This window comes from Clostridium sp. (genome assembly GCF_029267215.1).
Classification (GTDB): domain Bacteria; phylum Bacillota; class Clostridia; order Clostridiales; family Clostridiaceae; genus Sarcina.
Window position 1 is genome coordinate 90,791 of the sequence record NZ_JARIDH010000019.1, and the last position, 15,204, is coordinate 105,994.

Annotated in this window: 13 protein-coding genes, 1 tRNA gene, 1 other RNA gene and 1 riboswitch; of the genes, 2 read left to right on the forward strand and 13 right to left on the reverse strand. The window is 27.7% G+C overall.

Features of this window, described 5'->3' with window-relative positions; all coding sequences use genetic code 11:
• Window positions 1-110: 110 nt before the first annotated feature.
• From Q1K13_RS02095 to glsA, 9 genes are all read right to left on the reverse strand, one after another.
• Complete coding sequence (locus Q1K13_RS02095) at window positions 111-1,052, reverse strand: tetratricopeptide repeat protein (RefSeq protein ID WP_300347373.1); 942 nt, start codon at window positions 1,050-1,052, stop codon at window positions 111-113.
• An 87-nt stretch (window positions 1,053-1,139) separates the two neighbouring features.
• Window positions 1,140-2,060, reverse strand: coding sequence for an alpha/beta hydrolase (locus Q1K13_RS02100; RefSeq protein WP_300347376.1), 921 nt, complete (start codon window positions 2,058-2,060; stop codon window positions 1,140-1,142).
• Between the two features lie 129 nt (window positions 2,061-2,189).
• Window positions 2,190-2,777 carry a hypothetical protein gene (locus Q1K13_RS02105; protein WP_300347378.1) on the reverse strand — a complete coding sequence of 196 codons (588 nt, stop codon included), beginning with the start codon at window positions 2,775-2,777 and terminating at the stop codon, window positions 2,190-2,192.
• A 170-nt stretch (window positions 2,778-2,947) separates the two neighbouring features.
• Window positions 2,948-3,032: transfer RNA gene (locus Q1K13_RS02110), tRNA-Leu, on the reverse strand.
• 44 nt (window positions 3,033-3,076) lie between these two features.
• Complete coding sequence (locus Q1K13_RS02115) at window positions 3,077-4,192, reverse strand: glycosyl hydrolase family 8 (protein WP_300347380.1); 1,116 nt, start codon at window positions 4,190-4,192, stop codon at window positions 3,077-3,079.
• Between the two features lie 181 nt (window positions 4,193-4,373).
• Complete coding sequence (locus tag Q1K13_RS02120; RefSeq protein WP_300347383.1) at window positions 4,374-4,919, reverse strand: lytic transglycosylase domain-containing protein; 546 nt, start codon at window positions 4,917-4,919, stop codon at window positions 4,374-4,376.
• Window positions 4,920-4,928: 9 nt separating this feature from the next.
• Complete coding sequence (gene coaE, locus Q1K13_RS02125; protein ID WP_300347386.1) at window positions 4,929-5,528, reverse strand: dephospho-CoA kinase; 600 nt, start codon at window positions 5,526-5,528, stop codon at window positions 4,929-4,931.
• 14 nt (window positions 5,529-5,542) lie between these two features.
• Window positions 5,543-8,143 carry a DNA polymerase I gene (gene polA, locus Q1K13_RS02130; RefSeq protein WP_300347388.1) on the reverse strand — a complete coding sequence of 867 codons (2,601 nt, stop codon included), beginning with the start codon at window positions 8,141-8,143 and terminating at the stop codon, window positions 5,543-5,545.
• A gap of 177 nt (window positions 8,144-8,320) precedes the next feature.
• Window positions 8,321-9,238 (reverse strand): glutaminase A, encoded by a 918-nt coding sequence (gene glsA / locus Q1K13_RS02135; protein WP_300347390.1) that lies wholly within the window; start codon window positions 9,236-9,238, stop codon window positions 8,321-8,323.
• Window positions 9,239-9,433: 195 nt separating this feature from the next.
• On the opposite strand from glsA, the gene Q1K13_RS02140 reads away from it, so the two are divergent.
• Window positions 9,434-9,949, forward strand: a complete 516-nt coding sequence (locus Q1K13_RS02140) for a hypothetical protein (protein WP_300347391.1) — start codon at window positions 9,434-9,436, stop codon at window positions 9,947-9,949.
• An 83-nt stretch (window positions 9,950-10,032) separates the two neighbouring features.
• On the forward strand, window positions 10,033-11,268 hold the full coding sequence (locus Q1K13_RS02145; RefSeq protein WP_300347392.1) for an aminopeptidase: 1,236 nt from the start codon (window positions 10,033-10,035) through the stop codon (window positions 11,266-11,268).
• Window positions 11,269-11,777: 509 nt separating this feature from the next.
• On the opposite strand, the gene rnpB is transcribed toward Q1K13_RS02145, so the two are convergent.
• The 4 genes from rnpB to Q1K13_RS02165 all read right to left on the reverse strand — a co-directional run bounded on the left by rnpB (window position 11,778) and on the right by Q1K13_RS02165 (window position 14,993).
• Window positions 11,778-12,124: RNase P RNA component class A (gene rnpB, locus Q1K13_RS02150), an RNA gene on the reverse strand.
• 403 nt (window positions 12,125-12,527) lie between these two features.
• Entirely contained in the window at window positions 12,528-13,220 is a 693-nt protein-coding gene (locus tag Q1K13_RS02155; protein WP_300347394.1) for a radical SAM protein, read from the reverse strand.
• 221 nt (window positions 13,221-13,441) lie between these two features.
• Window positions 13,442-14,002 (reverse strand): ECF transporter S component, encoded by a 561-nt coding sequence (locus Q1K13_RS02160; RefSeq protein WP_300347397.1) that lies wholly within the window; start codon window positions 14,000-14,002, stop codon window positions 13,442-13,444.
• A gap of 10 nt (window positions 14,003-14,012) precedes the next feature.
• The gene (locus Q1K13_RS02165) at window positions 14,013-14,993 is read right to left on the reverse strand and encodes a nucleoside hydrolase (protein ID WP_300347399.1); all 981 of its coding nucleotides are present in this window, start codon (window positions 14,991-14,993) and stop codon (window positions 14,013-14,015) included.
• A 145-nt stretch (window positions 14,994-15,138) separates the two neighbouring features.
• Window positions 15,139-15,183: riboswitch (PreQ1 riboswitch) on the reverse strand.
• Between the last annotated feature and the right edge of the window lie 21 nt (window positions 15,184-15,204).

Below are 15,204 nucleotides of genomic sequence, written 5' to 3' on the forward strand. Positions count from 1 at the left end.
TTTAAATATCCCATACAACTATACATTATCATAAACCTTATATAAATTTATTTATCTTTTTGTAAATATTTTTCATTTATTGTAAATTAATATAAAAAAAAAAATAGAAATTAGCTTTTACTAATTTCTATTTTTTCTACAAATTCTTTAAATTTTTTATTCTCCCTAACATAAGCTAAATCATTATCTTTATTTATATATTTCATAAAGTCAGGATAATATTCTAAAGCTTTTATTAAATCATCTACTGCACTCTCTAAATCTTCTCCTAATAAGGCTTTAAAGCAACTTCTATTATAAAATAAGAAATGATTTTCTGGATTAAACCTTAAACCTAAAGAAAGAATCTCTATTCCTTTTTTTAGATTTTCCTCTTCTTTATATATAACTGCTAAATTCAAAAACGTAAATGGATATCCAAAGTTTTTCTTCATTGATTTATCATAAAAATTTTTTGCCTTATCAAATAGATTTAACTTCTTATATATAACGCCCATATTAAATAAGGCTAAATAATGTTCTCCATCAATTTGAAGTGCTTTAGAAAACATTCTATAAGCATCCTGAAGCATCTCTCTCTCTTCATATATTGACCCTAAATTTATGTGAGCCCAGAAATCCTCAGGACATACTTCTATTGTTTGTTTATAATATTTTATAGCCTCTTCTTTATCTCCTAAATTATCTAAGGCATTGGCTAAGAAAAATAATGCTCTATCATATAGTGGATTAATATCTAATGCTTTTTTATAAAGCTCCACAGCTACCCTATAATTTTCTGCTTCATCATATATAACAGCTAATCCATAATATGCTCTCACTTCAAAATTATTAACTTTTAAAGCTTCTTTATACTTTTCCTTAGCTTTTTCACTTTCTCCAAGTTCATCAAACATAAGAGCTATGCTTATTATTAAATCTATATCTTTTTCATCTTCAAGTAATTCCTCAGCTCTTAAATAAAAATTTAATGCCTTTATTAAATTTCCTTCATCGTGAGCCTTATCCCCATTTCTTATATACTTATCTATCACTCTATAATCAACGCTCATACTCTACCTACTTTTCCAAAATATTTTGTATTAAATATAAAAAGAGTGTATTAAAATACACTCTTAAACCATAATTATATATATCTTTTAAATCTTTTTCAACATCCACTCAATTGTGTCATTCATAACCTCTTCTTTATTTTTTTCATTTAACATTTCATGCCTACCATCTTTATATAACTTATAAACTACTTCCTTAACCCCATATTTTTTAAGCTTATCACTTAAATTCACTATACCTTTTCCAAAATTACCTACAGGGTCACACTCTCCTGCAAAAATATATATTGGCATATCCTTATTTATTTTTTTCATATTTTTATCCTTATGTATGCTTTTTACCCCTCTTATTAAATCATAATAAAATGAGGTAGAACATATAAAACCATATTTCTCATTTTCAATATATTTATCAACTTCTTCTTCAACACTGCAAAGCCAATCAAAATTTGTTCTAGTAGGCTCAAATTTTTTATTATATCCCCCAAAAATAAGTTTATCCATAAGCTTACTTTTATATTTTCTTCCTTTTAATTTCATTTCTAAATCAGCTATTTTTTCACCTAAAGGAGCTAATTTGTCTGGCTCTCCATTAGTTCCTGATAATACTAAAATATCTATAAGTTCTCCATGTTCTTGTACAAGCCTTTGACTTACAAAAGATCCCATACTATGTCCAACTAATATTATCTTATATCCTTTATGTCTTTTTCTAGAAGATTCAATAAACTCCTTAGCATCTCTAATTAGCCAATCAAAGCCTTCACAATCAGCAATATAACCTAAATCCTCTTTATTCTTTGCTGTAAAACCGTGTCCTCTATGATCATGGGCATAAACTAAAAAGCCTTCATTAACAAGTTTCTCTGCAAATTCATCATATCTAACAGCATCTTCAGTCATGCCATGTAATATATGAACCACTGCTTTATATTCTTCTCCACTACTCCATTTATATGCTTGTAAATTTTTCCCTTCGCTATCTTTAAATATAAAACTCTCCCTCATAATACTCAACTCCTTTTTTAGACTATACAGTACAAATTGTCTTTAATAATACCATACGCCTAAATCAAAACAGTTTAAATATAAATAATATTTAATTTACTAATTCTTATATATCTCTTAATACTTTATTCATATATCGTTATTTTCTAAATATTTTTCAAACTTTCTTTCCCAAAATACTCCTCTAGCCTTATCAATCTGAAAAACATATTCAAAAAAAGGTTCAAGCTCCTTTCTTTTATAAAGCCCTTTAAAAAGATGTCTAGGATAAACGACTTTCTTTTTATAATTATTTTTAGGATCTATTATCTTTAAAGTAAAATCCTTTTGAATGAAAATATCCTTACATCTAATATCTATCCTTTTAAATCTTAATTTTTCAAAATCTAATATCATATTATAAAGCTCTTCACAAAGTTTTCTATTTAGTTTTTTTCTTCTTAAATATTTATCTAGACGAACCCCATCAACATATTCTCTAATCATATATCTCTCACCAATTTCATGAAGCTTTGGGAAAAATCTAGACTTACTAACCCTCTTCATTATGCCACATTCATCTTTACACACACTATTTTTTCTAAATATCTTAATAACTTTATTTTCACCTAATAAAAATACAACTCCATTATGCCCTTCCCCTACAAACTCACTTTCCCTAAAACACTTCTCTAATTCATCACTAAAATTAACACTATAATCAAAGTTTTTACTCATATATAATCCCTTTTAAAATTAATATCACTATATTATACAAAAATTTAAATAAAAAAATACCCCCCCTTATAAGCTTAACTTTTATACTTAAGTTTATTTATGATATTCTTAAAATTTAAATAAAAAAACTCCTTAGAATTATTTTAAGTTAATTCTAAGGAGTTTTTATTTGGTACAGATAGCGGGATTTGAACCCGCACACTTTAAAAGTAATACCCCCTCAAGATACCGTGTCTGCCATTTCACCATATCTGCATATAAAAATTTAACAATATATTTATACGCAAAATATTTTTTAATTATTCCTTATATTTTTGAAAAGCTAATAATGCATTTAAATTATCAAAGGAATACACACTATTATTTTTTTCATCTCCAAAACCACCATATAATAAACTTTCCTTATTATCTATTTGGTAGTATTTTAATTTGTCTATTGCCTTGTTGAATAATTTTTCATCCCCAATATGATTAGCTATTAAAGCAACATTTGCATATATTGAAGGTGATTCTATTTTAGATGTAGGTTCTCCACTTTTAGAATCATAGGTTGCAACTAAAAATCCATCTTTTTTAAAATTATCTTTTATCCATTTAATTGATGCCTCTTCATTTTCATTAGCTTCAATTCTATTTAAAATAACAATTGTTGATAACAATAAATCTATATTTTTATCTTCATCATACTTTTTTGTATCTTCATAAAATACTTTTCTATATAGTGGAACTTCACTTGAAACTTTTCCATTCTCTATTATTAAGTTAGACTTTTTATAAACTTCATTCCACTTAGGATCTAGTTGACCAAGCAACTTCATTACTGGTAAGTCTAAATAACATAAGGTTGTTGTATTACCTTTTCCGTACTCATCTATGTAATCAACTAAAGTTCCATTTTCTTCTGCATGTTTTAATAATGAATTAGCTATGTTTACAGCATAGAACTTATAATAAAAATTACCCCATCTATTATTAGCTAAAAGTAAAGCTTTAATTATTCTAAGTTCATCAATTGTTGCTGAAGAACTTGAATTTTTATCTCCATCTTTTCTCCAGCTTATAAGTCCATTTTTAAGTCTCATTTTTTTAACAATATCAAAATTATTATCAAATAACTCTTTCTTATCAGCATTTACTGCATAAAGCATTATAAGCCCTTCTGATTCTGATAAAACAGAGTGCCCCTTTGTTATATCTCCCTCTGAATTCTTATCTAAATAGTTTGTATATATTCCATATCCTGATTTACTTAAATTAGACTCTATAAAATTTAAAAGCTTTTCCTCTTCTGGGGGGTTAAAATTATCACTCCAATTTACATTCATATGTACTGACTTAAAATATTCTCTATTAACTCCTACAAAAACTATTCCTATAACTAAAATTATACTAACTATTATCAAAAACCTCTTCAAACATTATCTCCTCCTAAAACACTAAAGTCTCCTATGTTTTATATCTACTAAAAAATAATTGAGCTATATCAAAATAACTTTTAATAAAACTTATGAACAAATCTGAAAGAATACCTAGTAATTCTAAGAATATATTTGTAAGTTTTATTATTAAGTTTTGATACAGCCCAATTAAATTTAATTAAGTATAAAGTGATTTATAAATATTAAAATAAACATTCACCTTTTTTACATATTTATCAGTTTCTTTAAAAGGTATATAAGTAAGATTCTTCCCATCATTTGAATGTTCAGTACTCTTTAACCACTCATTAACTCTCCCTCTTCCTGCATTATAAGCAGCAATAACTAAGTCCCAATTGTGGAATTCACTATATAAGTTATTTAAATACCAACATCCAAATCTAATATTAACATCTGGTTCATTTAAAAGCTTTGGATCAAAATCCTCTATTCCCTGTTTTTTAGCTATCCATTTTCCAGTTGAAGAAGTTATTTGCATAAGACCTCTTGCATCCTTATTAGATTTAGCTTCCTCATTGAAATTACTTTCTGCTTTCATTACTGATAATACAAAATACGGATCTAATTTATACTCTTCACTATATCTTTCAACATAATTCATATACTTAAGCGGAAATATAACACTCTTTAGTATATAAGTACTACCTAAAAACAATAAATATATGGCTAATAAAAAAATTATAAGCCTTATAATTTTTTTCATATAACTCTCCTATTTATATAAATTAAAAAACTCTATCAAATCATCTACCTGTTCCTTGGTTTTAATTAAATTGCCACTATTATCAATTATGAAATTAGCATATTCTTTTTTTCTATCTAAACTTAACTGAGAATTTATTCTATTTATAGCCTCAGCCTTACTTAGTTTATCTCTAAATCCTATTCTTTCGATCTGACTATTTTTATCAACCCAAACTAAAACAACCATATCCATGTCTTTATGCATATCATTCTCTATTAATGTTGCACCATCAACAATTGCTATCTTTTCACCTGATTTTTCTAGTTCATTAATCTTCATAGCAATCTCTTCTTTTATATAAGGCATTATAATTTCCTCATACTTAATTCTTTCCTTTGGAAACCTAAAAATATGATTTCCAAACTCTCTTCTTCTAAAATCACCTCTCCAATCAAAGAAATGCCCTCCAAAAGTGGATCTCACTCTTAAAAGTATATCAGGATATTTTTCTAACACCTCTCTAGCAATAATATCTGCATCAATAATTTTTATTCCTGCATCTTTTATCATAGATGATATAGTGCTTTTACCAGAACATATTCCTCCAGTAAGCCCTACTTTAATCATAACAAAATCCTCCCTTATTTTAATTTATACCAATCTTCACCTATGTTAACATCCACATCTAATGGAACACTTAACTTAATAGTGTTTTCCATCTCTTCTTTAAGAAGTTTCTTAACTTCATTAAGTTCACCTTCAACTACATTTATTATAAGTTCATCATGAACTTGAAGTATTAATCTACTCTTTAAATTTAATTCTCTTATTTTTTTATATACATTTACCATAGCAAGCTTTATTATATCTGCTGCTGTCCCTTGTATAGGAGCATTCATTGCAAGTCTTTCCCCTAAAGATTTAACTATTTTATTTGAAGCATTTACTTCTGGTATATATCTTCTTCTATTTAACATAGTTAAAACATATCCCTTTGTTTTTGCCTCTTCTATAACATTTGAAATATACTCTTTAATTTTAGGATATCTTTCAAAATATATATCCATATATTCCTTAGCTTCTTTTCTACTTATGTGTAAATCCTGTGAAAGACTAAAATCGCTTATTCCATAAACTATACCAAAGTTTACGGCTTTTGCTCTACTTCTCATTAAAGTAGTAACCTCTTCAACTGGTACCTTAAATACTTCTGATGCTGTCTTAGTGTGTATATCTGAATGATGATTAAATGCATTTATCATATTTTTATCATCAGCTATGTGAGCAAGTACTCTAAGTTCTATTTGTGAATAGTCAGCTGAAATTAATAAGTCTCCTTCATTCTTTGGTATGAACACCTTTCTTATTTCTCTACCCATTTCATATTTAACAGGTATATTTTGAAGATTAGGTTCTGTTGATGAAAGTCTTCCTGTAGTTGTTACTGTTTGGTTAAATGTTGAGTGAATAGAACCATCCTCATCAATAACAGCTTTTAATCCCTCAACATATGTTGAGTAAATTTTAGAAAGTTGTCTAAAGTATGTTATCTTCTCTATGATTGGATGCTTATCCTTTAACTTATCTAAAACCTCAGCATTTGTTGAGTATCCTGTCTTAGTTTTCTTTATAACAGGTAAATCTAATTTTTCAAATAATATTTTTCCAAGTTGCTTTGGAGAATTTATGTTAAACTCTTCTTCTGCTAGGTCAAATATTGTTTTTTGAGTTTCATCAATTTCCTTTTTAAACTTTATTGAAAGCTCATCTAATATGTCTTTATTAACCTTAAATCCTATTGATTCCATAGAAGATAAAACCACTTCTAAAGGAAGCTCAATGTCATACATTAATCTTTCCATTTTTTCTTCTTCTATTTTTTTCTTTAAAACATAAGTTAAATCCTTCATAAATGATATTTCTACCTTGTTTTCTTCTCCCTCTTTAATATTTGGGAATTTTGAAAGGTAGCTATTTATCAATGACATAAGTTTATAATCACCCTTTGAAGAGTCTATTAAATATGCGGCTAACTCACAATCAAAAGCTAATCCATTTAACTTAATTCCTAACTTTCTTAAGGCAGTTATGGCATTTTTAACACTATATCCATTCTTTAATATATTTTTCTCTTCAAAAAACTTCTTAAATAATTCTAAATTGCTTTCATCTTCTTTTAACTCTTTAAAATTAATCTCATAGTTTTTATCATTAAAGTTTATAAATATTTTATCAATCTCTATAGTAGAATATTTTTCTTCATTTAAATAAGTGAAATTTATGAATACTTCTTTTTCTAAAGAAGCAAGTGCTTTCTCTAACACTTCTTTACTATCTATAACCTCACATTGAACCTCTAATTCTGGTTCCTCTTCCTCTCCATCTGATAACTTATCTATAATAGATTTCATTTGAAGCTTTGTAAATAAGGCTTTTAATTCATCTTTATTGTATTCTTCTTTAGATTTTATTTCATCTAGGTTAAAATCTATTGGAACATTAGTCATAATAGTTGCAAGTTTTTTTGAGAATATTGCTTGTTCACTATATTCTGTTAAATTCTCTTTTAACTTCTTACCACTTATGTTGTCTATATTTTCTAAAACTGCTTCAATTGAGCCATACTCTTTTATAAGTTTAAATGCAGTTTTCTCTCCTACCCCTGGCACTCCTGGGATATTATCTGACTTATCTCCCATAAGCCCCTTAACATCTATAAACTGAGTTGGAGTAACCCCAAATTCTTCAACCATTCTATCAAAGTTGTAAACCTCTGTTTCAGAAACTCCTCTTTTAGTTATGCATACATTTATATTTTGAGAAGCTAATTGAAGAGCATCCTTATCTCCAGTCATTACGAATACTTCAATTCCTTCACCCTCTGCAAACTTAGCTAAACTTCCTATAATATCGTCAGCCTCAAATCCATCTAACTCATAAGTTGTAATTGAAAAAAGCTTAAGCATTTTCTTTACTATTGGAAACTGTTCTGAGAGTTCTTCTGGCATTTTCTTTCTTCCAGCCTTGTAATCACCATACTCTAAATGTCTAAAAGTAGGTGCTTTCTTATCAAAAGTACAAACTATATAATCTGGCTTTATATCATCTTTCATTTTAAAAAGCATATTTGTAAAACCATAAATAGCATTTGTATGAGTACCTTCACTATTACTTAAAAGGGGTACTGCATAAAATGCTCTATTTAAAAGACTGTTTCCGTCCAATATTAATAATCTTTTCATTTCTTCCTCCAACTATGTTTATTTAAATAACATATTCTTGTTCATATTATCTAAAGGTATAAAACTTATAAAACTAAAATTTATAAATATGAAAAGAATATATTTATAAATTTTAGTCACAAAAGTTTTTAATACTCTTTTAATTATTTCCATTAGTTTTAATTATATTATCATATTTTAGAAAATACTTAAATCTAATTCCTCTGATAAATCTTTCATAACATGAGTACCAGCTATGCTGTTTCCTTTATCATCTAAAGCAGGTCCAAATATACCTATACCCATTCTTCTTGGAACAGCAGCCATTATTCCTCCGCCAACTCCACTCTTAGCAGGAATTCCTATATGAACTGCAAACTTTCCTGAGTCATCATACATTCCACAAGTAACCATTATAGTTTTTATTATTCTACAAACTTCCCTTGATATTACTCTTTCTCCACTCCAAGGTAATACTCCATCATTGGCAAGCATTGCACCAAGTCTAGCTAAATCCTTTGCATTTACTTCTAATGAACATTGTCTAAAGTATAAATCTAATATATCGTCTATATTTCCTTCTATAACTCCATTACTCTTCATAAAATAAGCTAAGGCTCTATTTCTATCCCCAGTTTCTTTTTCTGATAAATAAACATCCTCATTTAAATCTATAGTATCATTTCCCATTACTTTTCTAGTAAACTCTAAAATCCTTTGGAATTTATCATCAACATCCTCTCCCTCTATTAAAGAAGTAGTTAGGATAGCTCCTGAGTTAACCATTGGATTAAAAGGTTTTTTAGATGGTTTTCTCTCTAATGAAACTATACTATTAAAACTATCTCCAGTAGGTTCAACTCCAACTCTAGAAAACACTCTATCTTTTCCATTATCTAAGATTGCAATCATTAAACTTATAACCTTTGATATACTCTGGATTGTAAATTTCTTTTCATACTCTCCAGCACCCTCTTCTTTACCATCAAGAGTAACTATATATATACCTAAATCTTCTTTATTTGCTTTTTCTAATTCTGGAATATATGATGCTAATTTTCCATGTTCTACGTATTGTCTATTATCCTCTATTAAATTTTCAAGAAAATTCTTCACTTTTGTTCTCTCCTTACCATTTAATTTGTAACATACTAATCTAATAATCTATAACCATTATAACATTTTAATTTACTTATTATAAATATTTAAATCCTTTTGAATTCTTAATCTTACTATAAATTTAAAAACATTTCAAATTAACTTTTTTATTTTTATTTCATATTCTATAGTAAAATATTTTGAGGTTTTTTTATGGATATAAATGATTTAAATATATTAATTAAATATTTGGATACTCTCTCAATAAAAGATTATAAAAAAAAATTCACTTTTTTAGGGGAAGGAATTGCAAGAAAAGTTTTTGCATTAAATAAAAATTTAGTTGTTAAGGTTGCTAAAGATGAAGATGGACTTCATCAAAATTTTGTTGAAAGCTATATATATAATAATACCCCCTTAAATCTTAAAAGATATCTCTGTCCAGTTTTGATTTATAAAAAAAACTTTTTGATTATGCCTAGAGCAGAAAAGCTTTTAAACATTAGAAGAGCCTCTTTTGTTAAATTAGATGAATTAAGAGATGAAAACACAGTTTATGAAGATATAGCTAATCTTTCTGAAAAATTTCTACTTTTTAAAGAAGATTTATATGTTCATAGTTCATGGGGTTTTCTAAATGATAATTATTACTTGATTGATTATGGATGCACTTCAGAAAAAGGGGATTTATATTATGATTTTATCATGAGATTAAATGGTCTTTTATAAAAATAATAATTCTTATTATTTGTTTTATAAATTTCTGTAGATTATAATATATTATAAGAATTTGTAAAGAAAGGCCTGATATTATGGATAAATTTCAAAGCATGTTAGAAAATTATGCAAAACTTGCCACACATATAGGAGTAAACGTTCAAGAGGGCCAAACTCTTGTAATTTCATCACCTATAGAATGTGCAGAATTTACAAGAATGCTTGTTAAATCAGCTTACGAAAAAGGAGCTAAAGAAGTAGTTGTTCAATGGAGCGATGAAATAAGCAGCAAATTAAAATATGAATACTCCCCATTAGAAGTTTTTGAAAGCTTTCCAGATTGGATGAAAGAATCAAGATTAAGCTATGCTAAAGAAGGTGCTTGTTTCTTAAGTATATCAGCTTCTGACCCCGAACTTCTAAAAAATATAGATCCAGCTAAAATTGCAGCTTTTAGAAAATCATCAAGTACTGCCTTAAGAGAATTCAGCGAATTATTAATGAGCAATAAAAATTCTTGGTCAATAGTTTCTATTCCAACAAAAGCTTGGGCTAAAAAAATATTCTCTGAATTATCAGAAGAAGAAGCAGTAGATAAATTATGGAGTGAAATATTTAAAATAGTTAGAGTTGATGCTGATGATCCAGTAGCTGCTTGGAATAAACATAAAGAAACATTAAAATTCCATATGGATTATTTAAACGAAAAGAATTTAAAATCTCTTCACTTTGAAAATTCATTAGGAACAGATTTAACAATTGAACTGCCAGAAAATCATCTTTGGGCTGGTGGAGCTGAATATACTCAAGATGGAGTTGAATTCATAGCTAATATGCCTACAGAAGAAGTCTTCTCAATGCCACACAAAAATGGTGTTAATGGAATAGTTTATAGTTCAAAACCATTAAACTACGGTGGAAACTTAATAAATAACTTCTCAGTTACATTTAAAGATGGTAAAGTTGTAGATTTTAAAGCTGAAGAAGGATATGATACATTAAAACATCTTTTAGATACTGATGAAGGGGCTAAACACTTAGGAGAGGTTGCACTTGTTCCTTATGACTCACCAATATCAAACTCAGGAATAATATTCTTTAATACTTTATATGATGAAAATGCTTCATGTCACTTAGCTTTCGGTAAAGCATACTCATTATGTATTAAAAATGGTGAAAATATGAGCAATGAAGAATTAGAAAAAGCAGGTGCAAATGATTCATTAACTCATGTTGACTTCATGATAGGAACTAAAGATTTAAAAATAACTGGTTTAACTCATGATGGTACTAAAATTTCTGTTTTTGAGAATGGAAACTGGGCATTTTAATAAAAACTTCTAAATAATTTATTTTGAAACATCATTAAAGTTTTTAAATAAATTTCTTAAAACAAAAGGATAGCCTTAAAGAAAAAAGACTATCCTTTTTTTTTATTATTTTAACTAAATTTTTTTCATTCTAAATTTAAAAACACTTTATTTTTAATAAAAAAACTTTAAACTTAATTGACGGAGACATCCTATTGTAATTTAAATTTTTTCTCATCATAACCTAAAAATAAAACTAAAAATATAACTTCCATAACCTCAAATAATTTTTTCATTAGTTTCAACTCCTTTTATATCTTACATACTTAATTATATCTTTCTTAGATATATTTTCATATTTTTCTATATTACGAATTCCTTTCAAATTTGTAATCTTCTATATTAGATATATCCAATTAAAATAAATTAATACTGTAATATAAAAGAGATTTATACAATAAAAACCTAGTATATTTTTAAATTACCTATAAAAATAAAAAAACACTTAGGTAAATAACCTAGTGTTTTTAAAAACGAGACAAGTCTATAAGCCGAGTTCTGTATTTGACAATCATCTATCTAGGCCTACCGTTACCGATAGGCTCAAGCGACACACCCGAGGACGGGACGGGCAGCCCCTATATGTCCTCCTATTTGGTCTTGCTTCGAATGGGGTTTACATAGCAGTATAGTCACCTATACACTGGTAAGCTCTTACCTCACCTTTCCACCCTTACCTAGACAAGTCTAGGCGGTTTATTTCTGTTGCACTATCCTTAGAGTCACCTCCACTGGACGTTATCCAGCATCCTGCCCTATGAAGCTCGGACTTTCCTCTCCTAGTTCAAAGACTAGCAGCAATTGTCTGGCTTACTCGCAAGATTAATATTAACATATTAAATTGATTTTTTCAAATAAAATTTTTACCATCTCTTCCACAGTACTGTTATCAATATAATAATAGTAGCTAAAAATGCAATAGGAATACCTACTTGACTTATTATTAAAAGTATTAAAAATCCACCTATAACACACCATTTAAGTTCATTGTTTATCTTATTTTTATTATAGTTACTACACTTTTTTATCTTCCCATAATTTTTTTGAAATTTTTAACCAACCTATGAAAATCATTTTTTAACTCTCTAAAACAATCTTGATTTAAGTTATTATTAAAATTTGATCCCATAAACTCTATCCTAAGTATTTTTATTATTATATTATATGAAGACTCCCCTACCTAAAGTGTATATAGCAAAACAAAAAGGCCCTATAAACTCTTAATCTCCAACACCGAAATCTGTGTTTTCAAATAGAACTTCTATGTTGTTATCATTTTTCTTTAAGAAAGAATACTCCTTTTCAAACCATTTTATAAGTTCTTCATCTCTCTTAAATTTAGTTGTATTTTCAGTCCATATATTTACTGTTCCATACTCAAAATTATTTAAAAGAGTTTCCATATCTCTCTTTATCATTTCTTTGGTTTGCCCTTTTATCCCAACCATTAAGCATATTGATTTAAAATATTTCTTTATTTCATTAACATCTTTAAATCTAGCATTTTTATTTAAAACTTCATTTCTAAAATCATCATTAAAAGTTTCTATACCTGTTTTAAATATTATTGGAATATTAAAATATTCTTCTATTTCCTTTAATCTATTTCTATAACACCAATGTGCTTCAAAGAAAAGTTTTTTAATATTCTTTTCTTCCACAATCCTTTTAATATCTTCTAATGTTTCCTTAGGTAATTCAAATACACTTCCTGAGTTTATAACTTCTAATACACCATAAACTCCCTTTACATTAGATAGGATTTCTTTATTTAATTTAACTATTTCTTCTACATTATTTGAATTATCCTCTATATAATCACAAAAGGCACATTTTCCCCATACACAAGGAAAAGACTTTAATAAAACAATTTCTCTATTGTTTTTATTATGTATAACATTATATCTATCCATTACATTTCTCCATTTTCTAAATTTTAATTTTAACTAAAAAATTTTTACCTTCTATCAAACTGTTCTGTTTTAAGAGAGTTTTTATTTAGCTATCTCTTAAGACCTACTTAATTTCAATACTAGTTTAAATCAGAGTTCATCTAAGATTGAAGAACTTAATACCTAATAATATCATTAATTTTAGCACCAGTTTAAAACAAATCCTATGAAAGCCCCATTTATTATCTGATTCTTTGGGTTTTAGCTAAAATACTACTAGGTAGTCTTCTGACAACTTGTACCATTATTAATGCTGCTAAAAGCTTATCACTATAGTCTGTAATAAACTGAGTTATAAAGGCACTTAAAACTTTATTAACCCCTAAATTGTTTAAAATAACTATTATATAACTTGAACCTGATGAAGTGAATCCATTAAATAAGTAAGCTGTTATTAATGCCCCACTAAAACTAACAAAAATAGTCATTATAAACACACTTATAAATATTTTCTTTCCTTTCATTAGACCCTTTTCATAAAAATATCCTGCAAAAAATCCTGTGAATATTTGAACTGGTGCAAAATATAAAGAATATATATCAAAAGTTATTCCACTTGTTATACTTCCTAAAACTCCAGTAGCCACTCCATAGGCTGGTCCTAATATAAATCCAACCATTATTGTACCTAATGAATCTAAATAAATTGGTAATCTTAAATTTAAAGCTATAAATGCCCCTATTATATTTAATGCTATTCCTATTCCTACTATTGATATTTTTAAACTCTTTGAATTTCTCATTTTTATCCCCCTAAACCCCATATTTTTCATTATTAAGTATATTTTTAATATCTCTAATATGGTCTGGGAATATCTTACCTAGGAATCTAAGCATAAATTCCTTGCTATTAACTTTTTCAAGTACAAGAGCATTTTTTCTCTTTTTATAAAAATCAGCCACATCAACAACGCTTTGACCCATTGATATATCAGAGCAAGCAATATCAACGTAGGCTTTAAATCCTTGACAAAGATCCCTATTTATAAAATATTCTACAGCTAATGGATCATTTATAACACATCCTAGCGTTCTTTCCTGAGCCCAGTGAAAATCCACATAAAATCTTGTAATATCATAGATGAAATCTCCAACTTCATCCTTAAATTGATGTATCATTTCTCTTAAATTTGGAGTAAGCACAATTTCTCTTGTAACATCTAATCCTACCATAGTAAATTCCCCCTTATATTTTTCAAGGAATTCCTTTGCACCATGTGGATCTACCCAGTAATTAAATTCTGCAACTGGTGAACAATTTCCATGACTTTTATAAGCTCCACCCATTGAAACTACTTCCTCTACCTTATGAAAAGCCTTACTATCTTTTCTAATGGCCTTACATAAATTAGTCAATGGTCCTAATGCTATAATACTAATATCTTCATTATATTTAAGAGTATTTAGTATAAAGTCTACTGCACCCTCTTTTATTAAATCTTGTGATACCTCTTCAAAGAAAGTTTCACCAATCCCATCATCACCATGAGTATCTTGAGCTGTTACAAGGCTTCTTTTAATAGGCACACTCTCTCCTACATATACAGGAATGTCTAATCTATTTAAAAGCTTTAAAACTTTCAAAGCATTTTTAGCTCCCTGAATACTTTCTACATTTCCTGATACAGTTGTTATTCCAACAACCTCAATTTCTTCTGATTTTAATGCAAGAATTAATGCTAAGGCATCATCTATTCCTGGATCACAATCAATAATCACTTTTCTCTTGTCCATTTTATTTCCTCCCTTTGATTTAACTTAACCAAAAGGCGCTGCTATTACTCTCAAAACATTCCTTATCCCTTTAAAAATTCTTTGAAAATAATAAAAACTATATTATAGGCATACTAAAGAGTATAACTATCCCATAATACAGTTACAGCCCTTAGTTTTTTATAGAGGGATGGTTACGAACCTCTACCAATATTTCTTGGATTTTATATAA